This is a genomic window from Ramlibacter algicola (assembly GCF_016641735.1).
Taxonomy (GTDB): domain Bacteria; phylum Pseudomonadota; class Gammaproteobacteria; order Burkholderiales; family Burkholderiaceae_C; genus Ramlibacter; species Ramlibacter algicola.
In genome coordinates this window covers 2374934-2397703 of sequence record NZ_JAEDAO010000001.1, presented here as the reverse complement: position 1 = coordinate 2397703, position 22770 = coordinate 2374934, and the positions used below count along the sequence as shown (strand labels likewise).

Here is a 22770-nt window from a genome sequence, read left to right as displayed (position 1 = left end):
CGCGATGGCAGGCATCGCGCATGCACAGGACTGGCCGCGCCCGGCGCGGATAATCGCGGCGCATGACGCCCCCGCCCGAAGCGGCCCCAGACCGCTCGCAACCCCGCTCCCTCGCCGACCTCTACATCTCCTTCACGCTGCTGGCCTTGCAGGGGTTCGGTGGCGTGCTGGCCGTCGTGCAGCGCGAACTGGTCGAGCGCAAGCGCTGGATGACGCGCGAGGAGTTCGTCGAGGAATGGGCGGTCGCGCAGATCATGCCGGGCCCGAACGTCGTCAACCTCTCGATGATGATCGGCAGCCGCTACTTCGGCCTGCCCGGCGCGATGGCGGCGCTGGCCGGCATGCTGTCCGCGCCGCTGGTCGTCGTGCTCCTGCTCGGCTTCACCTACACGTCCTTCGCCGGCGTGCCGCAACTGGCCGGCGCGCTGCGCGGCATGGGCGCGGTCGCGGCCGGCCTGATCACGGCCACCGGCCTCAAGCTGCTGCCCGCGATGCGCTCGCACCCGCTCGGTCCTGTCGCCTGCCTGTTGCTGGCGGCGGCCACCTTCGCCGGCGTCGCGCTGCTGCGCCTGCCGCTCGCGTGGGTACTGCTGGTACTCGGCACCATCGCCTGCTGGCTCACGTGGCACCGGCTCGGGGGCGCACGCCCGTGAGCCACGCCATCGTGATGTCCGCCGCCGACTGGCTGTCGCTGTTCGCGCACTACCTGCTGCTGTCGCTGCTGTCCATCGGCGGCGCGATCACCACCGCGCCCGACATGCACCGCTACCTGGTCGACGAGCAGCACTGGCTGACCGACCCGCAGTTCAGCGCGTCCGTCGCCATCGCGCAGGCGGCGCCGGGCCCCAACGTGCTGTTCGTCGCGCTGATGGGATGGAACGTGGGCCTCAACGCGGGCGGCTACCTGACCGCGGCGCTCGGCGTGCTGCTGGCGCTGTCCGGCATCCTGCTGCCCAGCACCACCCTCACCTACTTCGCCGCGCAATGGGGCCACCGCAACCGCGACCTGCGCGGCGTGCGCGCGTTCAAGCAAGGCATGGCGCCGATCGTCATCGCGCTGCTGGTCGCCACCGGCTGGGTGCTGGCGACAGGCGCCACCTACAACCTGCACGACTGGCCCTTGTGGGCCCTCACCGCCGCCAGCGCGGTGATCGTCTGGCGCACGCGCATCCACCTGCTGTGGCTGTTGGGCGCAGGCGCCCTGCTCGGCTGGTTCGGCCTCGTCTAGTCCAGCAGCGCAGGCAGCACCGTCGCGGCCGTGCCGCGCAGCACTTCGCGCGCGGCGTCGTCGAGGTCGCTGGCATGGGGGTTGATCACCACGACTCGCGCCTGCGCAGGCGCCATGCGCGCCAGCCCTGCCGCGGGATACACGACGCCGCTGGTGCCCACGACGAGGACCACGTCGGCTTCGCGCGCCGCGTGTTCCGCGGCCGCGAGGACCGCGACCGGCAGCATCTCGCCGAACCACACGACCGCCGGGCGGCGCAGGTTGCCGCAGGTGGCACAGCGCGGCGGGTGCCCGGGCAGCGGCGGATCGCTGCGGCAGCACGAACGCGGCGTCTCGAGCCAGCGGTCTTCAGCGATGTTGCCGTGCAAGGCCAGCACGCCCGGGCTGCCCGCGCGCTGGTGCAGGCCGTCCACGTTCTGCGTGGCCACCGTGAGCCGGCCGGGATGCGCCTGCTGGAACCGGGCGATCGCCAGGTGGCCCGCGTTGGGTTGCACCTGCGCGATCGCTTCGCGACGCATCGCGTACCAGTCCCACACCTGCTGCGGATTGCGCCGGAAGGCGTCCTCGGTGGCGAGGTCCTCGGGACGGAAGTTGGCCCACAGGCCGGTCTGCGCGTCGCGGAAGGTCGGCACGCCGGACTCGGCGCTCATGCCGGCGCCGGATAGCACCAGGATGCGGCGAGCGGCCTGCACCCAGCCGCGGACCGCGCCGACGCTCACGACCGCTGCCGCAGCGCCTCGTACAGGCAGATGCCGCTGGCCACCGACACGTTGAGGCTCTCGACCGCGCCGCGCATGGGGATGGAGACGAGTTCGTCGCAGGTCTTTCGCGTGAGCTGGCGCATGCCCGCCCCCTCGGCGCCGAGCACCAGCGCGACGGGCGCCTTCAGGTCGGCCTGGAACAGCGTGCGCGGCGCGTCGTCGCTGGTGCCGATGCACCAGATGTTGCGTTCCTTCAGTTCGCCCAGCGTCCGCGCGAGGTTGGTGACCATGAAGTACGGCACGGTCTCGGCCGCGCCGCTGGCGACCTTGGCCACGGTGGCGTTGAGGCCGACGGCGTGGTCCTTGGGCGCGATGACCGCATGCGCGCCGGCACCGTCAGCCACGCGCAGGCAGGCGCCGAGGTTGTGCGGATCGGTCACGCCGTCGAGCACCAGCAGCAGCGGCGGGCCTTCAACCGCATCGAGCAGGTCGTCGAGCGAGCGCGCCTGCTGCACCGGCTCCACCCGCGCCGCCACGCCCTGGTGGCCGTGCGTGCCCGCGAGCTTGGCGATGCGCAGCGCGTCGGCCTCGATCAGGCGCACGTTGGCTTCCTTCGCGCGCTCGAGGAACTGCCGCATGCGCGCGTCGCGCCGGGTGGCTTCGTAATAGACCTCGATGACGGACTGCGGCGCCGTCTTCAGGCGCACGCCGACGGCGTGGAAGCCGAAGAGGACTTTGGAGGACATCGGGCGATTATCGAATGCGTGAGGAGCGAACGGTCCGGCTGTCCGGCGTCAAGGAACGATCCGCCCCGCCTCGATCGTGATGCGGCGTTCGCAGCGGGCGGCGATGGCGCGGTCGTGGGTGACCAGGACCAGGGTGGTGCCGCGTTCGCGATTGAGCTCGAACATCAGGTCCATCACGGTCTCGCCGGTCGCGAAGTCGAGGCTGCCGGTCGGCTCGTCGGCCAGCAGCACCGCCGGCTCGACCACGAACGCGCGGGCGAGCGCCACGCGCTGCTGCTCGCCGCCGGACAGCACCTTAGGATAATGGCCCAGCCGCTGGCCCAGGCCGACACGGGCCAGCATCTCGCCGGCGGCCTTGCGGGCGTCGCGCCTGCCCGCCAGCTCGAGCGGCAGCATCACGTTCTCCAGTGCCGTCAGGTTGCCCATCAGCTGGAAGCTCTGGAACACGAAGCCGACCTTGCGGGCCCGCAGCGCGGCGCGGTCGTCCTCGTCCAGCGCGAACAGGTCCTGCCCGTCGAGCCGCACGGTGCCGCTGGTGGGCGTGTCCAGCCCGGCGATGATCGACAGCAGCGTGCTCTTGCCCGACCCGGACGCGCCCACGATCGCGGCCGTCTCACGGGCGGCGAGGGCGAAAACCAGATCGCGGAGAATGTCGAGGGTGCCGGTGGAGTCGGTCACGGACTTGGACACGTGGTCGACGGCGATGATGGGATCGGGCATCCGGCGATGAAAGGTTGAGGTGAAGCGCAGGGACTTTATCGCGGTGGCCGCCATGGCCGGCTGCGCGGGGGCTTGGGCCGCGGCGCCGGCCACCGTGCTGGTGGTCGGCGACTCGCTGAGCGCCGAGTATGGCCTGCGCCGCGGCACCGGCTGGGTGCCCCTGCTGCAGCAGCGCCTGCAGCAGCTCAAGGCCGACGTGACGGTGGTCAACGCCAGCATCAGCGGCGACACCACCTCCGGCGGCCGCTCGCGCCTGCCGGCCCTGCTGGCGCAGCACAAGCCGACCCATGTGGTGCTCGAGCTGGGCGCCAACGACGCGCTGCGCGGCCTGCCGCTGGACATGACCCGCGCCAACCTCGTCGCGATGACCCTGGTGGCGCAGAAGGCCGGCGCCCGGGTACTGCTGCTGGGCATCCAGCTGCCGCCCAACTACGGTCCGGCCTACGGCGAGCGTTTCTCCGCCATGTACGAGCAGATCGCCAAGGCGCACAGGGCCGAGGCGGTGCCGTTCTTCCTGCGTGGCGTGGGCGACGCGCCCGACGCCGAGCGCTGGTTCCAGCCGGACCGCATCCATCCCAACGAGCAGGCGCAGCCCCGGCTGCTGGACAACGTCTGGCCGCCGCTCGCGCGCCTGCTGGGCGTGAAGGGCAAGCCTTGAGCGTGCGGCGCATCCCGGCGGCCGAGGCGGTCGAGCGGCTGCGCGACTTCAGCGCGGTCATCGACGCGCGCAGCGAGTCCGAGTACGCCGAGGACCACCTGCCCGGCGCGGTGAACTGGCCCTCGCTCGACGACGAGGAGCGCGCGCGCATCGGCACGATCTACAAGCAGGTGTCGCCGTTCGAGGCGCGCAAGCTCGGCGCCGGCCTGGTGACCGCGAACATCGCGCGCCACATCGCCCGCGAGGTCGTCGACAAGCCGCGCGAGTGGCAGCCGCTCGTGTACTGCTGGCGCGGCGGCAAGCGCTCGGGCGTGCTCGCCGACCTGCTGGACCAGATCGGCTTCCGCGTCTCGGTGGTCGACGGTGGCTACAAGGCCTTCCGCACAGCCTTGCTGGCGAGCCTGCCGGACCTCACGCGCTCGCTGCGCTATCGCGTGGTGTGCGGCCTCACGGGCTCAGGCAAGACGCGCCTGCTGCAGGCGCTGGCCGCCGCGGGCGCGCAGGTGCTGGACCTGGAGGCCCTGGCCGCGCACCGCGGTTCCGTGCTGGGCCTGCGGCCGGGCGACAAGCAGCCGACGCAGAAGCACTTCGACACGCTGGTGTGGGAGAAGCTGCGCACGTTCGATCCTTCGCGGCCGGTCTACGTCGAGAGCGAGAGCAAGAAGGTCGGCAACGTCGCCGTGCCCGAGGCGCTGATCCTGGCCATGCGCGCCAGCCCGTGCATCCGCCTGGACCTGCCGATCGAGCAACGCGTCGCGCTGCTGATCGAGGACTACGACTGGTTCGTGCAGGACCCCGAGCACTTCTGCAGCCGCCTCGAGGCGCTGCGCGAACTGCGCGGGCATGCGGTGGTCGAGCAGTGGCAGGCGCAGGCCCGTGCGGGCCAGTTCGCCCAAGTGTTCCGGGAGCTCCTGGAGCGTCACTACGACCCCGGCTACAGCACGTCGATCCGGCGCAATTTCCGGGAGTACGGCGGTGCCCAGGTCCTGGTGCCGCGCGACCATTCGGCCGGGGCGATGGCCGAGGCGGCGGCCCAGCTGCTGGCGCGGGAGCCGGCCGCGCCTACTGCAGCTGCCTGAGCGCCTGGTCCAGATCGGCGTGCAGGTCGGCAGGGTCTTCCAGGCCGACCGAGAAGCGCACCAGCACGCCCCGGTGCGGCCAACTGCCCGGGCGCCGCATCGACGCGATGTCGTACGGCACGACGAGGCTCACCGGGCCGCCCCACGAGTAACCCAGCTTGAACAGGCGCAGCGCCTCGCAGAAGCGGTCGACCTGCCCCGGGGCGAAGCGCTCGTGCAGCACGATCGAGAACAGGCCGGCAGCCTGGCCACGGTCGCCGCACAGCGCTTTCCAGTGCTCGTGGCCCGGTGACCCTTCGAGCGCGGGATGCAGCACTTGCGCCACCTCGGGCCGCCCGTGCAGCCAGTGCGCGAGGATGCGCGCCGCGTGGTCCTGCGCCTTGTAGCGCAGCTGCAGGCTGGGCAGCGAGCGCAGCACGGCCTCGGCGTCGTTGCCGCCCACGCCCCAGCCCAGGCGCATGTGGGCGAGCTTCAGGCGCTCGTGCAGCGCGTCGTCGCGCGTGACGATGCTTCCCATCAGCACGTCGCCGCCGCCGCTGGGGTACTTGGTCAGCGCCTGCACGACGACGTCGGCGCCGGCCTCGAAGCCGTTGAACGCCAGGCCGGCGCCCCAGGTGTTGTCCAGCGCGACCAGCACGCCGCGGTCGCGGCACAGGCGCGCCAGTTGCTGCGCGGGCGGGAACTCCATCGTCACGGAGCCGGGCGGCTCGATCCACATCAGCCTGGTCCTGGGCGACAGGCGCTCCGCCAGATCCCGCGGGTCCATCGGGTCGTAGCGCTGGTGCGTGATGCCGAAGCGCGCCAGGTCGCCCTCGGCGAACGCCTTGGTCGGCCCGTACACGTTGTCGGGGACCAGCACTTCGTCACCGGTCCCCAGCAACGCAAGGCACACGTGCGTGATGGACGCCAGGCCGCTCGGGACCAGCAGGCAATGCTTGCCGCCTTCCAGCGCCGCGAGGCGCTCCTCCAGCTGGAAGGTGGTGGGCGTGCCGTGCAGCCCGTAGGTGTAGCCGGTCTTCTGCCGCCAGTCGCGCGCGCGCAGCGCCGCGACGCTGGGGAAGATCACCGTCGACGCCTTGTGCACCGCGACCTGCGGTGCGGCGAAGCCGGCGGGCGGCTCGTAGGGGTGGTGAATGAGGTCGGTGGAACGCCCGGTCATCGGGGCATCGTAGCGCGCCGTCGCGCGCTCAGACTTTCCACTTCTCGAGGAGCTTCTCGGGACCCATCGCGTCGTAGCTCTCGAAAGGCTGGTGGATCCAGGGATTCGTCGGCAGGAATTCCACCGAGTAGTCGGCCTGGAACGTCGACAGGCCCTTGGTCCAGATCACCGCGGTGCGCAGCTCGGTGATCGGCGCGTAGTTGTTGCGCAGCATGTCGACCACCTTGTGCAGCGTGACGCCGGAGTCGGCGAGGTCGTCGACCAGCAGCACCTTGCCCGCGATCTCGCCCTTGGGCGTGGTGATGTAGCGGGCGATGTCCAGGTGGCCCTGCACCTTGCCGGCCTCGGCGCGGTACGAACTGGTGGACATGATGGCCAGCGGCTTGTCGAAGATGCGCGAGAGCATGTCCCCGGGGCGCATGCCGCCGCGCGCGAGGCACAGGATGGTGTCGAACTTCCAGCCCGACTGGTGCACCTTGATCGCGAGCTTCTCGATCAGGTTGTGGTACTCGTCGTAGCTCACGTACAGGTGCTTGCCGTCTTCCGTCAGCATGGAACTTCTTCTCCTCAGTCGGCCAGGTAGGGGTGCCGCATCATGATCGTGTGGTCGCGGTCAGGGCTGGTCGAGATGATATCGACGGGCACGCCGGTCACCTGCTCGATGCGTTGCAGGTACAGCCGCGCGTTGACCGGCAGCTTGTCGTACTCGGTGACGCCGACGGTGCTCTGGGTCCAGCCTTCCATCGTCTCGTAGATCGGCTTGCAGCGCGCGATCTCGTCGGCGCCCAGCGGCAGGATGTCCGTGTACTCGCCATCGAGCTCGTACCCGGTGCACAGCTGCAGCTGCTCGATGCCGTCCAGCACGTCCAGCTTGGTGATGCACAGGCCCGACAGGCCGTTGACCTGCGCGCTGCGCTTGAGCAGCGCGGCGTCGAACCAGCCGCAGCGGCGCGAGCGGCCGGTGGTGACGCCCTTCTCCGCGCCCACGGTGGAGAGGTGGTAGCCCACGGTGCCCGGCGTCGCCCAATCGAGCTCGGTGGGGAACGGCCCGCCGCCCACGCGCGTGCAGTACGCCTTCGTGATGCCCAGGATGTAGTGCAGCATGCCCGGGCCCACGCCCGCACCGGCGGCGGCGTTGCCGGCCACGCAGTTGCTGGAAGTCACGTACGGGTAGGTGCCGTGGTCCACGTCCAGCAGCGTGCCCTGCGCACCTTCGAACAGCAGGTTGTCGCCGTGCTTGTGGGCCTCGTTCAGCTCGCGCGAGACGTCGGCCATCATCGGCCGCAGCTGCTCGCCCAGCTTCAGTGCTTCGTCCAGCACCTGCTGGAAGTCCACCGCCGGCGCATGCAGGTACTGCGTGAGCACGAAGTTGTGCAGCTCCAGCAGCTCCTTGAGCTTCTCGCCGAAGCGCTGCGGGTGCTTCAGGTCCTGCACGCGCAACGCGCGGCGGGCGATCTTGTCCTCGTACGCCGGTCCGATGCCGCGGCCGGTGGTGCCGATCTTCTCGGTGCCGCCCTTCTCGCGGAACGTCTCGCGCGCGATGTCCAGCGCGGCGTGGAACGGCAGGATCAGCGGGCAGGCTTCGCTGATGCGCAGGCGCGAACGGACTTCGACGCCGGCCTTCTCGAGGCCTTCGATCTCCTCGAACAGCTTCTGCGCGGACAGCACGACGCCGTTGCCGATGTAGCACTTCACGCCGGGCCGCATGATCCCGCTGGGGATCAGGTGCAGCGCGGTCTTGACGCCGTTGATGACGAGCGTGTGGCCCGCGTTGTGGCCGCCCTGGAAGCGCACCACGCCCTGGGCCATCTCGGTCAGCCAGTCGACCAGCTTGCCCTTGCCTTCGTCGCCCCATTGGGTGCCGACCACGACGACGTTGCGACCGGTTGTCTTGTTCATGATGGAAGGAGGAAAGGAATTGTGGAATCAGAGCGGGCGCACGACCCAGCGGGCGCCGTCGGCAACCAGCTGGCGGTCGCACTGGAACTCGTCCAGGTCGCCCTCGTGCCCGGGAAGCATGCAGACCACGGTCTCGCCCTCGCCGCGCAGGCGGGCGATGGCTTCGCGTAGCGCGGGCTCCTGGCCCCACGGGGCGCGGATCGCCGCACGCAGCGGCCGCTTGGGCAGCACGCCCACCAGCGCCTTGACGTCGAGCGAAAAACCGGCCGCGGGCCGGTTGCGGCCGAACACCGCGCCGACCTCGTCGTAGCGGCCGCCGCGCACCAGCGCGTCGCTGGCGCCCGGCGTGTAGACGGCGAAGCGGATGCCGCTGTAGTACGCGTAGCCGCGCAGGTCGGCCAGGTCGTAGCTCACCGTCGCGCCGGGCACCTGCGCGCCGATGGACGCGAGCTGGTCCAGCGCCTGCGCGATGGCGGGCATGGGAGGCAGGACGCGCCGCGCTTCGTCCAGCATCTTGGCGTCGCCGTACAGGTTCACCAGGGCCGCCAGCCCTTCGCGGGAAGCAGCAGGGAAGGACCTGGTGAGCTGCACGAGTGCGGGAGCGTCTTTCGCGGCGAGCGCGGCGTGCACGTCGCGCAGCACCTGCGCGTCGACAGGCGCGCCGGCGAACAGCGAGCGGACGATGCGGGCGTCGGCCAGGTCGACCGTGACGTCGCCCACGCCAGCGGCCTTCAGGCAATCGAGGCCCAGCAGCAGCACTTCGAGGTCGGCCTCGAGGCCGGCGTGGCCGTAGATCTCGGCGCCGAACTGCAGCGGCTCGCGCGTCGCATGCGGCCGGTCCGGGCGCGTGTGCAGCACGGGACCGCAGTAGCACAGGCGGGTGACGCCGGCGCGATTGAGCAGGTGCGCATCGATGCGGGCGACCTGCGGCGTCGTGTCCGCGCGCAGGCCCAGCGTGCGGCCGGACAACTGGTCCACGAGCTTGAAGGTCTGGAGGTCGAGCGCCTCGCCGGTGCCGGTGAGCAGCGACTCGAGGTGCTCCAGCAGCGGCGGCATCACCAGCTCGCAGCCGTAGCCGCGGGCCGTGTCGAGCAGCTGGCGCCGCAGCTCCTCGATGTGCCGGGCTTCCGAGGGCAGGACGTCGGCGATGTGATCCGGCAGGAGCCAGGCGGACATGCAGAAACGCGCGTCGTTAAAAACGGCATTGTACCGGCCGCGCTCCGCGGCCCAGCCGGAGCCCCGGCCTACAGCGCGAACCAGAGCAGCGCGAGGCCGAGGAGGACGCTGCACAGCCCGAAGAAGCGCAGCTGGCCGTCGCGCAGTTGCAGCAGCTTCTCGAACGTGCCGCGCCACGTGCGCGGGGAGATGAGGGGCATCAGCCCCTCCAGCACCAGCGCCAGCGCCAGCGCCGCCCAGAACACGTCGCTGCCCAAGGCGGCTTACTTCTTGCCGGCGGGCGCCGCGGCGCCGGAGCCGCGGAAGGCCTTGAAGAACTCGGTGCCCTGCGGGTCGAGCACCATCACGTCGCCCTTCTTGTTGAAGGTGGCGCGGTAGGCCTCGAGGCTGCGGTAGAACTGGGCGAACTGCGGATCACGGCCGAACGACTCGCCGTAGATCGCCGCAGCCTGCGCGTCGCCGTCGCCCTTGATCTTCTGCGCGTCGCGATACGCGTTGGCGATCGTGATCTCGCGCTGGCGGTCGGCGTCCGCACGGATCTTCTCGCCCTCGGCGGCGCCGGTGGAGCGCAGTTCGTTGGCCACGCGCTTGCGCTCAGCTTCCATGCGGCGGTAGACCGATTCGGTGATGGCCTCGACGTAGTCGGCGCGCGTGATGCGCACGTCGATGACGTCGACGCCCCAGGGCTTGGCGCCCTTGACCACTTCCAGCACCTCGCGCTTGACGTCGGTCATGAGCTTCTCGCGCTTGCTGGACAACAGCTCCCGGACGGTGACCTTGTTGATCTCCTCCTGGAACGCGTTGCGCACCACGCGCGACAGCTGGTTGGCACCGGCCTGCTCGTCCAGGCCCACGTTGCGCACGTACGCAGCCGGGTCGGTGATGCGCCAGCGCACGTACCAGTCCACCACCACGCGCTGCTTCTCCAGCGTGAGCATCGGCTCCGGGTCGGTGATGTCCAGCGTGAGCAGGCGCTTGTCGATGTAGCTGACGTTCTGGAACGGCGGCGGGAGCTTGAAGTTCAGGCCGGGCTCGGTGATCACTTCCTTGATCTGGCCGAGCGCGTACACGACGCCGAACTGGCGCTGGTCGACCACGAACAACATGGAGCTGAGGAGGGCCAGCGCGATCAGGGCGCTGGCGGCGAAGAATCCGATTCGGTTCATCTGGTGGCCCTCAGCGCGTTTCACGTTCGCGGCTGCGGCCGCTGTCGCGGCCGCGCGCCTCGTTGGTGTTGGCGGACGCGGACGGCGCGCCGGACTGCGGCGACGAGCCCGGGTCGGGCGGCGCCACGGCGGCGGTGCCGCCCGGCGACACCTGCTGCAGCAGGCGGTCGAGCGGCAGGTACAGCAGGCTGGAGCCCTGGCGCGACTCGACCAGGACCTTGGTGACGTTGGCGTAGACCTGCTGCATGGTCTCCAGGTACATGCGGTCGCGCGTGACCTGCGGCGCCTTCTGGTACTGCGCCAGGACGGAGTTGAAGCGCTGCGCATCGCCCTGCGCCTGCGACACGATGCGCGACTTGTAGCCTTCGGCCTCCTGCGCGAGGCGCGAGGCGGAACCGACCGCGCGGGGGATCACGTCGTTGGCATAGGCCTGGGCCTCGTTCTTGGCGCGTTCGCGTTCCTGGCCGGCCTTGAGCACGTCGTCGAACGCGGCCTGCACCTGCTCGGGCGGGCGCACGCCGCCCTGCTGCAGGTTGATGCCGACGATCTCGATGCCGACCTTGTAGCGGTCCAGGATCTGCTGCATCAGCGTGCGAACGCGGATGGCGATCTGGTCGCGCTCTTCCGCCAGCGCGGAGTCCATGCGCATGTTGCCCACCACCTCGCGCACCGCGGTCTCGGCGGCCTGCACGACGGCGGTGTTGGGGTCCTTGCTCTCGAACAGGTAGGCGCGCGCGTCGTTCAGGCGGTACTGCACGGCGAACTTGATCTCGACGATGTTCTCGTCCTGCGTGAGCATGGCCGAGTCGCGCAGGCCGGTGGCCTTGACGATCACGTCGCGGCCGACTTCCACCGAGCGGATCTGCGTGACGGGGATGACGTCGTGGCGCTGGACCGGGTACGGCAGGCGCCAGTTGAAGCCCGCGCCCACGGTGGTCTTGTAGCGGCCGAACTGCGTGATGACCGCCTGCTGGCCTTCCTGCACGATGAAGAAGCCGGTGCCCAGCCAGATCAGCACGAGGACGGTGGCGATCAGGCCGATGCCGATGCCGGCGCCCTTCATGTCTGGCTGGAAGCCGCCTTCTGGACGGCGGCCGCGGCCACCGCCGAACAGGCCGCCCAGGCGCCGGTTGAAGTCGCGCCACAGTTCGTCCAGGTCCGGCGGGCCCTGGTTCGGCCCCCGGCCGCCGTCGGGACGCTGGCCATTGCCGTTGCCATTGCCGTCGTCGCCGGAGCCGCGCCCCCAGCGGGGGTCATTGAGGTTGAACAGGCCTCGCACGCGGCCGGGAAGGCCGCCGATGGCGCCGGGGAGTTGCAGCTTCATTCGCTCGGTTCTTGTCGTGGCTGGGTGTCTTGGCTGTGCCGATTGTGCCCAATCAGGCGGGCGCTTCGTGGAGGTCCGGCGCCGGGTGAGGGTTTGCCGCAGGCGCCGCCGCCCGCACGGCGAGCTCTTGGCGCAGCGCGGGCAGGCCCTCGCCGGTGCGGCTGCTGGCGAACACGCGGGTGACCGGCGTGCCTTCGAGCCCGAACACATCCTGCGCCGCGCGGGGGCGCTGCGACGGCTCGAGCGCGTCGATCTTGTTGAACACCAGGACCTGCGGCACCTGGCCGGCGCCGATCTCGTGCAGCACGCGCTGCACCTCGTCGATCTGCTCCGGGTGGTGCGGGTTGGACGCGTCCACGACGTGCAGCAGCAGGTCGGCGTCGGCGGCTTCCTGCAGCGTTGCCTGGAACGCATCGATCAGCCCGTGCGGCAGGTCGCGGATGAACCCCACCGTGTCCGACAGCGACACCGAGCGGCCGGCCTGCACGCCCTCGACGTCGTCGAGGTACAGGCGCCGCGTGGTCGTGTCCAGCGTGGCGAACAGCTGGTTGGCCGCATAGGCCTGCGCCTTGACCAGCGCGTTGAACAGCGTGCTCTTGCCGGCGTTGGTGTAGCCGACCAGGGAGATCGTGTACGCGCCCTGGCGGTCGCGCTGGCGGCGCTGCGTGGAGCGCTGCTTCTTGACCTTCTCCAGCTTGTCCTTGGTGCGCTTGATGGCGTCGCCGATCATCCGGCGGTCGAGTTCGATCTGCTTCTCGCCCGGGCCGCCGCGCACGCCGGCGCCGCCGGTCTGGCGCTCCAGGTGCGACCAGCGCCGCACGAGCCGCGTGCTGACGTACTGCAGGCGGGCCAGCTCGACCTGCAGCTTGCCCTCGTGGCTGCGCGCGCGCTGGGCGAAGATCTCCAGGATCAGCAGCGTGCGGTCGTTGACGGGCAGGCCCAGGTGGCGCTCGAGGTTGCGCTGCTGGCCGGGGCTGAGCGACTGGTCGAACAGCACCTCGGTGGCGCCGAGCTCCTCGGCGAGTTCCTTGATCTGGTCGGCCTTGCCCTTGCCGACGAACAGCGCGGCGTCGGGCGCCTTGCGCTTGGCGGTGATGCGGCCGACCGGCTCGAGGCCGGCGGTGCGCGCGAGTTCGCCCAGCTCCTCGAGCTCGGCGTCGAAATGGGGCAGGCCGAAATCCACCCCTACCAGCAAGGCGGGGGCGGTCGGAGAGGCTTGGGTGTCAGGCAATCAGGGAATCCGGGTGTGCGGTGTGTTGACGCCCGGCGGGGAAGGCGCGTCGTGCGCGCCGGCGGTCAGCTGGCAGCGGACTCGGGGGTGTCGGCTGCCTGGAAGTTGACGGCCCGGCCGGGAACGATGGTGGAGATCGCGTGCTTGTAGACCATCTGGGTCACGGTGTTGCGCAGCAGGACGACGTACTGGTCGAAGGATTCGATCTGGCCCTGCAGCTTGATGCCGTTGACGAGGTAGATCGAGACCGGGACGTGCTCGCGGCGCAGCGCGTTGAGGAACGGGTCTTGTAGCAGCTGCCCTTTGTTGCTCACGATATTCTCCGTGTTCGGACGGTTTTGGAACTTGCACCTTACCACAGCAACCCAGCTGTGCAAGTAATCCGCCGTCCAGACCCGAGCACACGTGGGTCCATCGCGCGCGGCTTCAAGGGCCGCCCTCCAACAAGGTGCGCGAACGCGCCCTACTCCTTGTCGGCGTAGGGATTCTTGGTGGTCTTCATCTCGATGCGCAGCGGGGTCCCGATGAGGTTGAATTCCTTGCGGAACCGGCCTTCGAGGAAGCGCTTGTACGCGTCGGTGACGTGCTCGAGCGAGTTGCCGTGGATGACGATCACGGGCGGGTTCATGCCGCCCTGGTGGGCGTAGCGCAGCTTGGGGCGGAACATGCCCGCGCGCTTGGGCGACTGGAACTGCACCGCTTCCAACAGCAGCCGCGTGAGCACCGGCGTCGACATCTTGGTCATCGCGGCCTTGTGGGCCTGCGCGATCGACTGCCACACCGGCCCGAGGCCCTGCCGCTTCTTCGCCGAGATCAGGTGCAGCGAGGCGAACTTCAGGAACGCGAGGCGCGTTTCGATCTGCCGCTGCACCTGTTCGCGCTGGTACGCGTCGACCGCGTCCCACTTGTTCACGGCGAGGACCACCGCGCGGCCGCTCTCGAGGATGTAGCCGGCGATGTGCGCGTCCTGGTCGGTGACGCCCTGGGTCGCGTCCAGCAGCAGCAGGACGACGTTGGCCGACTCGATCGCCTGCAGCGTCTTGACCACCGAGAACTTCTCGATCGCCTCGAACACGCGGCCCTTGCGGCGCAGGCCGGCGGTGTCGATCAGTTCGTACTTCTGGCCACCGCGTTCGAACGGCACCGAGATCGCGTCGCGCGTCGTCCCCGGCAGGTCGAATGCGACGAGGCGCTCCTCGCCCAGCCAGGTGTTGATGAGGGTCGACTTGCCGACGTTGGGGCGGCCCGCGACCGCGAGCTTGATGACGCCCTCGTCCTGCGGCGCCTCCTCGACGTCGTCGTCCTCGTGCAGGCCGAGCGGCTCGAACGCGACCTCCACCAGGCTGCGAATGCCCTGCCCGTGCGCGGCCGACACCGGGTGCACGTCGCCGAGCCCGAGCTCGTAGAACTCGGTGAGCTGCACGCCCTCGGTCATGCCCTCGGCCTTGTTGGCCGCGAGCACCGTGGGCTTGCCCAGCTTGCGCAGGTACTCGCCGATGTCGTGGTCCTGCGCCGAGAGGCCGGCGCGCGCGTCGACCACGAACACGACGACGTCGGCCTCGGCCACGGCCTGGCGCGTCTGCTTGGCCATCTCCGAGTAGATGCCGCTCTCGGCCGTCGGCTCGAAGCCGCCGGTGTCGATGACGATGAACTCGTGCTTGCCGTGCTTCGCGTTGCCGTAGTGCCGGTCGCGCGTGAGCCCGGCGAAGTCGGCGACGATGGCGTCGCGCGACTTGGTCAGCCGGTTGAAGAGCGTCGACTTGCCGACGTTGGGGCGGCCCACGAGGGCCATCACGGGTTTCATGCTGCCGCCCTGGGAGTCTGATTTACTGGGGGACGAAGCCGAAGACGCTGCCGTTGCGCGTCACCACGACCATCGTCTGGCCGACCATCACCGGCGCGGCGACGATCTGCGAACCATCCGTCGCGATGCGGTTGGCCACCTTGCCGTCCTCGCGCGACAGCACGTGCAACCAGCCTTCGAAGTCGCCGAACGCGACCGACTTGCCCACCACCAGCGGCGCGCTCGGGCGGCGGTGCAGGAACAGCTCGTTGTTCCACTGGCGCTCGCCGTTCTCGCGCTTCCAGGCGATCACGCGGCCGTCGGACTCGGTGCCCACCAGGATGGACTCGTCGCCGCTGACCCCGGTGCCGCCGTTGGCGGGCTTGCTCCACACGAAGGTGCCGCGGGCCGCGTCGGCGCAGCCGACCGCGGCCTGGAAGGCGCGGGCGCAGATCGAACTGCCGACGCGCGACACGGGGCCCACCAGGTCCACGAGGCGCTCGACGTCGTTGGTGCCGCGCGGCGTCGCGATCGGCACTTCCCAACGCGCGGCGCCACCGCCCGGGTTCATGGCGACCAGGCGGCCGCCCAGGCCGGCGAGCAGCGTGTCGCCGAAGGGAAGCAGCACGCCGCCCTGGCGCAGCACCAGCGGCTCGCCCTGGCGGGATTGGGTCCACAGGCGGCGGCCCGACTGGCCGTCATAGGCGGAGACGGAGCGGTCCGCGGCCAGCACGAACACGCGGGCGCCTGCGACCAGCGGCGCGGTGTAGGCCTGCGCGGGCAACCGCTCGCGCCACAGCACCTTGCCATTCGAGAGCGTGGTGAGCTGGTTGTCGTCGGTGACGACGGAGACCAGCGTGCCGTCGGTGCCGACGCCCGCGCTGAGGCCTTGCCCGACGGCCGCGCGCCAGGCCTCGCGGCCCGTGGCACCGTCCAGCATCGCGACGGTGCCGTCGCTCGAGGCGACCACCACGTTGGTGCCGGAGGTGGCGACAGACAGCGGGAAGTCGACGGTGCCCACGCGCGCCATCCAGGCCTGCCGCACGCCGAACGTGGCCGGGTTCGGCGGCAGTTCGGCCGGCTTGGCCTTGTCGCCGCTGCCACCCAGCCACGAGGGCCAGGACAGCTGCGGCATGTACGAGCAGCCACCGAGGGCGGCGGCGCAGAGCACGAGCGCGGACAGGCGCGCGGCGCGATGGAGCTTGGGTTGCATCATGACTTCGCGGTGCCGGTGGCGGCCTTCGGTTGGGGGGCCAGCGACTTCGGGTCGACGCCCAGGGCGGTGAGCTTCACCTCGACGAGGCGGCGGTACTCCGAGCCGTCGAGCGCACGCCAGGCCTTCTCGTATTCGGCCTTGGCCTGGTCCTTCTTGCCCTGCAGGTTGTAGATGTCGCCGCGGCGGTCGGCCACCAGGCCGTTGAATTCCGCGGGGAAGCTGCCCTCGAGGCGCTTGAGCGCGCCGTCGTAATCCTTGGCATCCATCTGCAGCGCCGCCAGGCGCAGGCTCGCGATCGCCTTGTAGCCGTCGTCGGCCGGGTGCTCGGCGACCCAGGTCAGCGCGGCGCGCGCGGTGTCCGCCTTGCCCTGGTCGGCGGCCGCCTTGGCGACGAGCAGGCCGGCCTGCTGCGCATAGAGCGTGCGGCCGTACTTGTCGCGTGCATCGCCGAACGCCTGCTCGGCGCGGGCGAGGTCGTTGGCGAGCACGGCGCGCTCGACCTCCTCGTACACGGCCGATGCCTTGAGCGACTCGTTGCGCTGCCACCAGTTCCAGCCGTTGTAGGCCGCGATGGAGCCGCAGACGACGATCAGCACCCACGAGATCAGGTTGCCGTACTGGTTCCAGAAGTGCTTGAGCTGGTCAAGCTGCTCCTGTTCTTCGAGATCGAGATGGGATGCCATTGGAACTTGGGGTCGGCCGCGGGATGGGCCGCGGGGGATTGTAGTGAGCCGGGCAGCACTGCCCGGCGGCGATCAGGCGCGGAGGGTCGCGGCCCAGTCCTGCGGCGTCGCGAGCGGGCGGCGCTGCTGTGCGCCCTGCCCGTCCCGGAGCGCCTTGACCGTGACCTCGCCGGCCGCCAGTTCGTCGGCGCCGAAGACGAGCGCGTGGTGCGCGCCGCTGCCGTCAGCCTTCTTGAACTGCGACTTCATGCTGCCGAAGCCTTCGGCCCCGCCCGCGTGCATCTGCACCGACACCCCCGCGGCGCGCAGCGCCTGCAAGGTGCGCATCGCAACGGGCAAGGCCTGCGCGTCGGGGACGATTGCATAGGCGTCGGGCGCCGGCGCGCCCGTGGCGGTGCCCTGCTCCTTGAGCAGTTCCAGCACGCGTTCCAGGCCCATGCCCCAGCCGACGGCCGGGGTCGGCTTGCCGCCGAGGATCTCGAACAGGCCGTCGTAGCGGCCGCCGCCGCACAGGGTGCCTTGCGCGCCGAGCTGGTCGGTGATGAATTCGAAGACGGTGTGGCTGTAGTAGTCGAGGCCGCGCACCAGGCGCGGGTTGATCGACCAGCGCACGCCGCACGCGTCCAGCAGCGCCTTGACGGTGTCCAGGTGCTTGAGCGAGGCCTCGCCCAGGTACGCCAGCAGCTGCGGCGCGCCGGCGGCCATCTGCTGCATCGCCGGGTTCTTGGTGTCCAGGATGCGCAGCGGGTTGGTGTGCAGGCGGCGCTTCGCATCGGCATCGAGCACGTCCTGGTGCTGCTCGAAGTACGCGACCAGCGCGGCGCGGTGCGCCTGCCGCTCGGCGGGCACGCCCAGGCTGTTCATCTCGACGCGGATGTCCTGCAGGCCCAGCTCGGTGAACAGCTGGTGCGCCAGCAACATCAGCTCGGCGTCGACCTCGGGACCGGGATGGCCCAGCACCTCGGCGCCCAGCTGGTAGAACTGGCGGTAGCGGCCACGCTGCGGGCGCTCGTGGCGGAACATCGGGCCCATGTAGTACAGGCGCTTGCCGCCGTCGTACGTCAGGTTGTGCTCGATGGCCGCGCGCACCACGCCGGGCGTGTTCTCGGGGCGCAGCGTCAGCTGCTCGCCGTTGAGGCGGTCCTCGAAGGAGTACATCTCCTTCTCGACGATGTCCGTGGTCTGGCCGGTGCCGCGCACGAACAGCTGCGTGGGCTCGACGACCGGCGTGCGGATCATCCGGTACGCGTAGCGCGCCATCAGGTCGCGCACCTTGTCCTCGAGCCATTCCCAGCGCGCCGAGTCCGGCGGCAGGATGTCGTTCATGCCCTTGACGGCATTGAGCTTGTCGGCCATTTCAGTGATGACGGGTCAGGCCGCGACGGGCTGCCCGTATTTCTTTTCGATGTAGGTCTCGACGATCTGGTGGAACTCCTGCGCGATGTTGTCGCCGCGCAGGGTGAGGGCCTTCTGGCCATCGATGAACACCGGCGCCGCCGGCGCCTCGCCCGTGCCGGGCAGGCTGATGCCGATGTCGGCGTGCTTGCTCTCGCCCGGGCCGTTGACGATGCAGCCCATCACGGCCACCCTCAGCTTCTCGACGCCGGGGTACTTGGCGCGCCACACGGGCATGTTGGACCGCAGGTGGTCGTCGATCTGCTTGGCCAGTTCCTGGAACGTCGTGCTCGTCGTGCGGCCGCAGCCCGGGCAGGCGGTGACGCTGGGCACGAACACGCGCAGGCCCAGGGCCTGCAGGATCTCGGAGGCGATGACCACTTCCTGCGTGCGCGACTCGCCCGGCTGCGGCGTGAGCGACACGCGGATCGTGTCGCCGATGCCTTCCTGCAGCAGGATGCCCAGCGCGACGCTGGAAGCGACCGTGCCCTTGGTGGCCATGCCCGCTTCGGTGAGGCCCAGGTGCAGCGCGTAGTCGCAGCGGCGCGCCAGTTCGCGGTAGACCGAGATGAGGTCCTGCACGCCGCTGACCTTGCACGACAGGATGATCTGCTCGCCTTTCAGGCCCATCTCCTCGGCGAGCTTCGCGGAGGAGATGGCGGACGTGATCAGCGCCTCGTACATCACGCTGCGCGCGTCCCAGGGCTGGGCGCGGCGCGCGTTCTCGTCCATCAGCGACGCGAGCAGTTCCTGGTCGAGGCTGCCCCAGTTGACGCCGATGCGCACCGCCTTGTCCCAGCGGATGGCGGCTTCGATCATCTGGCCGAACTGGCGGTCCTTCTTGTCGCCCTTGCCGACGTTGCCGGGGTTGATGCGGTACTTGGACAGCGCCTGCGCGCAGTCCGGGAACTCGGTCAGCAGCCGGTGGCCGTTGTAGTGGAAGTCGCCCACCAGCGGCACGTCGACGCCCATGCGATCGAGCTGCTCGCGGATGTACGGCACCTGCCTGGCGGCTTCGGGCGTGTTGACGGTGATGCGCACGACTTCCGAGCCGGCCGTGGCCAGTTCCTTGATCTGGATCGCGGTGGCGATCGGATCCTCGGTGTCGGTGTTCGTCATGGACTGCACGCGCACCGGGGCGTCGCCGCCGACAGTGACCACGCGCGAGCCCCAGGCGATGCGCGCCTGGCGGGACCGGCGCTGCGCGGGCGCGGCCGGTTCGATCGGCAGGCAGGGAGGCGTCATGGGAACTACTTGATGTCGAAACGCGCCACGTTGTCCTTGACGAGGGCGGGCGCGAGGGCGAAGGGCTTGCCGCGCACTTCCACCGTGGTGGCGTTGGCGCTGCCGACCGTCACGGCCAGTGGCAGCGGGCCGCTGGCGCCGGCCGTCTCGCCGGCGGCCATGAGGCGGCGCAGGGCGACGTTGCCCTTGGCGTCCATGACCTCGACCCACGACGGTGCGCTGGTGCGGAAGACGATGGTGCCGCCGGTCGCAGGCGCGCTGGCGGGGGTGGTGGCCGGTGCCGCCACGGCGGCCTGCGTGGCAGGCATCGACGCGGCTGCAGCCGGCGCGCTGGCGGCGCGTGCCGCCACGGGCGTGGCGGGCTCGCTGGCCACCGGCAAGGGGGCGGCCACGGGCTCGGTGGTCGAGGCCACCGGCGGCAGGGCCGGCGCGGTCATGCCGGCCACCGGCGTGGCCGAGTCCGTCTTCACGGCGGCCACGTCGTCCCGGCGCGGCATGAGGACGACGACCAGCGCCGCGATGAGCAACGCGAACATCGCGATGACGGGCGGCCGCGACCACTGGTCGAACCAGCGGGGCGCCACCGGATCGCCGGGCGCGCGGAACGGCGCGTTGATGCCCTCGCGGTCCTGCACCAGGCGCGGCGCGTTGGTCTGCGGCAGGCGATCGAGGATCGGGCGCGCGTCGACCTTGAGCGTGCGGCACACGCTGGAGGCCAGCGCCCGCGCGAACACGGCGTCGGTCAGTTCGTCGTAGCGATCGTTCTCCAGCGCCTCGAGCTTGCGCACCGGCACCTTCAGCGACACCGCCAGCGCGGCGACGTGCAGGCCGGACGCCTCGCGGGCCTGGCGCAGCAGCGCGCCCGCGCTCTCGACCGCGACGGCCTCACTCATTGAACGCCCCACGGTCGTAGGCACCGGCCTCGCGCGATTGCGGGAAGCGCTTACGCAACTGCTCGCCGAGCTGGCGCGCGGCGACGCGGTCGCCCAGCTTGTTCTCGATCTTCACGCCCAGCCACAGCGTCTCGGCATTCGCCAGTTCGCTGTTGTTCAGGCGCCGGATGTAGTTCTGTGCGGTCGCGGCGTCGCCGCGCGCGAACAGCATCGACGCGAGGTTGTAGCCGACGATCGGGTTGCCTTCCTCCAGCTCCCAGGCGCGCGCGAGGTTGCGCTCGCCTTCGGCATTGCGGCCGGCGCGGGCCTGGCAGATGCCCAGCGTCATCAGCGTCTTGGCGCGGTCGCGGTAGATCGGGCTGGCCAGCGCCTGCTCGAAGCTGCGCTGCGACTCGTCCCAGCGCTTCTCCTGGCACTGCAGCCAGCCCAGGTTGTGCAGCGTGTTCGCGTCGCGCGGGTTCAGCGCCACCGCGCGGCGGAAGCTGTCCTCGGCCTGGCGGTTGTCGGCCATGCGCAGGTAGATCAGGCCGCGCAGGTTGTACGCGTCGGGATAGGTCGGGTCGGCGGCGATGGCCTGCTTCAGTTCGTCCAGGGCGACGGAGGTCTGGCCCTGCTCGAAGTAGCCGGTGGCGAGCTCGGTGCGGATGCGCGCGCGCTTGCGGCCTTCGGGCTCGTCGGATTCGGTGAAGGGGGCGGGAGTGTCCGCCGCTTGCGGGGACGGACCGCCCGCGCACCCGGAGATCGCGACCACCGACGACAACAGCGCCGCCCACGGGAGCAACGCCACCAGCGCGCCGGTGCGCGCCCCATTCCGAACGTCCATTCAACCCTCCTTCGCAGCCGCCGCTGCCGGCACCTGTCTGAGCATCACGGTGCGCTGCTGGGCGATGCGCTCGCCGACTCGCGTGCGGTCCTTGACGTCTCCCGCCAGCTGCCCGCACGCGGCGTCGATGTCGTCGCCCCGCGTCTTGCGCACGGTGGTGACGATACCAGCATCGTTGAGGATCCTCGCGAACGCGACCACGCGTGTGTTGGGCGAGCGCGTCAGGCCCGATTGCGGGAACGGGTTGAATGGAATGAGGTTGAACTTGCAGCTGGTGCCGTGCCCGCGCACCAGCGCGACCAGCTCGCGCGCGTGCTCCGGCGTGTCGTTGACGCCATCGAGCATGCAGTACTCGAACGTGATGAAGTCGCGCGGCGCATGCTGCAGGTAGCGGTTGCATGCCGCCAGCAGGTCGGCCAGCGGGTACTTGCGATTGAGCGGCACGAGGTTGTCGCGCAGCGGATCGTTCGGCGCGTGCAGCGACACGGCCAGCGCCACCGGGCAGTCCTGCGACAGCCGGTCGATCATCGGCACGACGCCGGACGTGGAGACCGTCACGCGGCGCCGCGACAGGCCGTAACCATGGTCGTCGAGCATCGCGCGCAGCGCGGGCACGAGCGCCGAGTAGTTCTGCAGCGGCTCGCCCATCCCCATCATCACGACGTTCGAGATGACGCGCTCGTCCGTCTTCAGGTGCTTGCGCAGGAAGTGCTCGGCGAACCACAGCTGGGCGAGGATCTCGCCGGTGGTGAGGTTGCGCGAGAAGCCCTGGTGGCCGGTGGAGCAGAAGCGGCAGCCGACGGCGCAGCCGGCCTGCGAGGACACGCACAGCGTGCCGCGGTCGTCCTCGGGAATGAAGACCGCCTCGACGGCATTGCCGTCGCGCACGTCGAACAGCCACTTGATGGTGCCGTCGGCGGATTCGTGCTGGGTGATGACGGGCAGCGCGGTGACGTGCGCCTGCGCCTTCAGCTTTTCGCGAAGCGACTTCGCGAGGTCCGTCATCCGGTCGAAATCGGATTCACCGCGCTGGTGGATCCACCGGAACAGCTGGACGGCGCGGAACCGCTTCTCGCCCAGCGTTGCGCAGAACGCGGCCAGCCCGTCGAGGTCGAATTCGAGGAGGTTGGCCGTCGTCATCGCATGAGGAAGGTCTCTCGCTCAGCGCGAGTAGACGTTCATCCCGGGGAAGAAGAACGAAACCTCGACGGCGGCCGTCTCGGGAGCGTCGGAGCCGTGCACGGCGTTGGCGTCGATGCTGTCGGCGAAGTCGGCGCGGATGGTGCCCTTCTCGGCCTTCTTCGGGTCGGTGGCGCCCATCAGCTCGCGGTTCTTGGCGATCGCGCCTTCACCCTCGAGCACCTGGATCATCACCGGGCCGGAGATCATGAAATCCACCAGGTCCTTGAAGAACGGGCGGGCCTTGTGCACGGCGTAGAACTGCTCGGCCTCCTGGCGCGACAGGTGGGCCATCTTGGCGGCGATGACCTTGAGGCCCGCGCCCTCGAAGCGCGCGTAGATCTGGCCGATCACGTTCTTGGCCACCGCGTCGGGCTTGATGATGGAGAGGGTGCGTTCGATCGCCATGCTGGGAGTTCCTGGTTGTGAAAGGGAGAAGCCCGGGCGCGCCGGTTAGGCTGCGCGC

25 protein-coding genes are annotated in these 22770 nt (G+C 70.3%); 4 read left to right on the top strand and 21 right to left on the bottom strand.

Annotated features, from left to right (window positions below):
- The first annotated feature begins 62 nt into the window (after positions 1 to 62).
- Entirely contained in the window at positions 63 to 653 is a 591-nt protein-coding gene (locus I8E28_RS11680) for a chromate transporter (protein ID WP_200788231.1), read from the top strand.
- A 14-nt stretch (positions 654 to 667) separates the two neighbouring features.
- Positions 668 to 1228, top strand: coding sequence for a chromate transporter (locus tag I8E28_RS11675; protein WP_200790379.1), 561 nt, complete (start codon positions 668 to 670; stop codon positions 1226 to 1228).
- Here the strand turns inward: I8E28_RS11675 and I8E28_RS11670 are convergent.
- From I8E28_RS11670 to I8E28_RS11660, 3 genes are read right to left on the bottom strand one after another with little or no spacing between them, the layout of a single operon-like run.
- On the bottom strand, positions 1225 to 1947 hold the full coding sequence (locus I8E28_RS11670; RefSeq protein ID WP_200788230.1) for an NAD-dependent protein deacylase: 723 nt from the start codon (positions 1945 to 1947) through the stop codon (positions 1225 to 1227). The two genes, I8E28_RS11675 and I8E28_RS11670, sit on opposite strands and share 4 nt — an antisense overlap.
- Positions 1944 to 2675, bottom strand: a complete 732-nt coding sequence (rlmB, locus tag I8E28_RS11665) for a 23S rRNA (guanosine(2251)-2'-O)-methyltransferase RlmB (RefSeq protein ID WP_200788229.1) — start codon at positions 2673 to 2675, stop codon at positions 1944 to 1946. Before rlmB ends, I8E28_RS11670 begins: the two co-directional genes overlap by 4 nt.
- Before the next feature lie 48 nt (positions 2676 to 2723).
- Positions 2724 to 3395 carry an ABC transporter ATP-binding protein gene (locus tag I8E28_RS11660; RefSeq protein WP_200788228.1) on the bottom strand — a complete coding sequence of 224 codons (672 nt, stop codon included), beginning with the start codon at positions 3393 to 3395 and terminating at the stop codon, positions 2724 to 2726.
- Positions 3396 to 3447: 52 nt separating this feature from the next.
- Here I8E28_RS11660 and I8E28_RS11655 point away from each other — a divergent pair, with 52 nt between their 5' ends.
- Positions 3448 to 4053, top strand: a complete 606-nt coding sequence (locus I8E28_RS11655; RefSeq protein ID WP_200790378.1) for an arylesterase — start codon at positions 3448 to 3450, stop codon at positions 4051 to 4053.
- Positions 4050 to 5132, top strand: coding sequence for a tRNA 2-selenouridine(34) synthase MnmH (gene mnmH, locus I8E28_RS11650; RefSeq protein ID WP_200788227.1), 1083 nt, complete (start codon positions 4050 to 4052; stop codon positions 5130 to 5132). Before I8E28_RS11655 ends, mnmH begins: the two co-directional genes overlap by 4 nt.
- On the opposite strand, the gene I8E28_RS11645 is transcribed toward mnmH, so the two are convergent.
- The 18 genes from I8E28_RS11645 to ndk form a co-directional block, all read right to left on the bottom strand.
- Positions 5116 to 6291, bottom strand: a complete 1176-nt coding sequence (locus I8E28_RS11645; protein WP_200788226.1) for a cystathionine beta-lyase — start codon at positions 6289 to 6291, stop codon at positions 5116 to 5118. The two genes, mnmH and I8E28_RS11645, sit on opposite strands and share 17 nt — an antisense overlap.
- Positions 6292 to 6319: 28 nt before the next feature.
- Positions 6320 to 6844, bottom strand: a complete 525-nt coding sequence (locus I8E28_RS11640; protein WP_200788225.1) for a phosphoribosyltransferase — start codon at positions 6842 to 6844, stop codon at positions 6320 to 6322.
- A gap of 14 nt (positions 6845 to 6858) precedes the next feature.
- The gene (locus I8E28_RS11635; RefSeq protein WP_200788224.1) at positions 6859 to 8190 is read right to left on the bottom strand and encodes an adenylosuccinate synthase; all 1332 of its coding nucleotides are present in this window, start codon (positions 8188 to 8190) and stop codon (positions 6859 to 6861) included.
- Positions 8191 to 8217: 27 nt separating this feature from the next.
- Complete coding sequence (locus I8E28_RS11630; protein ID WP_200788223.1) at positions 8218 to 9366, bottom strand: ATP phosphoribosyltransferase regulatory subunit; 1149 nt, start codon at positions 9364 to 9366, stop codon at positions 8218 to 8220.
- A gap of 68 nt (positions 9367 to 9434) precedes the next feature.
- The gene (locus I8E28_RS11625) at positions 9435 to 9623 is read right to left on the bottom strand and encodes a DUF2065 domain-containing protein (RefSeq protein ID WP_200788222.1); all 189 of its coding nucleotides are present in this window, start codon (positions 9621 to 9623) and stop codon (positions 9435 to 9437) included.
- Between the two features lie 6 nt (positions 9624 to 9629).
- Positions 9630 to 10532, bottom strand: coding sequence for a protease modulator HflC (gene hflC, locus I8E28_RS11620; protein ID WP_200788221.1), 903 nt, complete (start codon positions 10530 to 10532; stop codon positions 9630 to 9632).
- A gap of 10 nt (positions 10533 to 10542) precedes the next feature.
- Positions 10543 to 11856: an FtsH protease activity modulator HflK gene (hflK, locus tag I8E28_RS11615; RefSeq protein WP_200788220.1), complete on the bottom strand. Its 1314-nt coding sequence runs from the start codon at positions 11854 to 11856 to the stop codon at positions 10543 to 10545.
- Positions 11857 to 11908: 52 nt separating this feature from the next.
- The gene (gene hflX, locus I8E28_RS11610; RefSeq protein ID WP_200788219.1) at positions 11909 to 13087 is read right to left on the bottom strand and encodes a GTPase HflX; all 1179 of its coding nucleotides are present in this window, start codon (positions 13085 to 13087) and stop codon (positions 11909 to 11911) included.
- A 65-nt stretch (positions 13088 to 13152) separates the two neighbouring features.
- Positions 13153 to 13401 (bottom strand): RNA chaperone Hfq, encoded by a 249-nt coding sequence (hfq, locus tag I8E28_RS11605; protein WP_200788218.1) that lies wholly within the window; start codon positions 13399 to 13401, stop codon positions 13153 to 13155.
- Positions 13402 to 13550: 149 nt separating this feature from the next.
- Positions 13551 to 14891: a ribosome biogenesis GTPase Der gene (gene der, locus I8E28_RS11600; RefSeq protein WP_200788217.1), complete on the bottom strand. Its 1341-nt coding sequence runs from the start codon at positions 14889 to 14891 to the stop codon at positions 13551 to 13553.
- 22 nt (positions 14892 to 14913) lie between these two features.
- Positions 14914 to 16086: an outer membrane protein assembly factor BamB gene (bamB, locus tag I8E28_RS11595; RefSeq protein ID WP_200788216.1), complete on the bottom strand. Its 1173-nt coding sequence runs from the start codon at positions 16084 to 16086 to the stop codon at positions 14914 to 14916.
- Positions 16083 to 16769 carry a YfgM family protein gene (locus I8E28_RS11590; protein WP_200788215.1) on the bottom strand — a complete coding sequence of 229 codons (687 nt, stop codon included), beginning with the start codon at positions 16767 to 16769 and terminating at the stop codon, positions 16083 to 16085. Before I8E28_RS11590 ends, bamB begins: the two co-directional genes overlap by 4 nt.
- Before the next feature lie 72 nt (positions 16770 to 16841).
- Positions 16842 to 18125: a histidine--tRNA ligase gene (gene hisS / locus I8E28_RS11585; protein ID WP_200788214.1), complete on the bottom strand. Its 1284-nt coding sequence runs from the start codon at positions 18123 to 18125 to the stop codon at positions 16842 to 16844.
- A gap of 15 nt (positions 18126 to 18140) precedes the next feature.
- Entirely contained in the window at positions 18141 to 19409 is a 1269-nt protein-coding gene (gene ispG, locus I8E28_RS11580) for a flavodoxin-dependent (E)-4-hydroxy-3-methylbut-2-enyl-diphosphate synthase (protein ID WP_200788213.1), read from the bottom strand.
- 5 nt (positions 19410 to 19414) lie between these two features.
- Positions 19415 to 20302, bottom strand: a complete 888-nt coding sequence (locus I8E28_RS11575; protein ID WP_200788212.1) for a helix-turn-helix domain-containing protein — start codon at positions 20300 to 20302, stop codon at positions 19415 to 19417.
- Positions 20295 to 21125: a type IV pilus biogenesis/stability protein PilW gene (gene pilW, locus I8E28_RS11570; RefSeq protein ID WP_200788211.1), complete on the bottom strand. Its 831-nt coding sequence runs from the start codon at positions 21123 to 21125 to the stop codon at positions 20295 to 20297. Before pilW ends, I8E28_RS11575 begins: the two co-directional genes overlap by 8 nt.
- On the bottom strand, positions 21126 to 22265 hold the full coding sequence (gene rlmN / locus I8E28_RS11565; protein WP_200788210.1) for a dual-specificity RNA methyltransferase RlmN: 1140 nt from the start codon (positions 22263 to 22265) through the stop codon (positions 21126 to 21128).
- 21 nt (positions 22266 to 22286) lie between these two features.
- On the bottom strand, positions 22287 to 22712 hold the full coding sequence (gene ndk, locus I8E28_RS11560; protein WP_200788209.1) for a nucleoside-diphosphate kinase: 426 nt from the start codon (positions 22710 to 22712) through the stop codon (positions 22287 to 22289).
- Between the last annotated feature and the right edge of the window lie 58 nt (positions 22713 to 22770).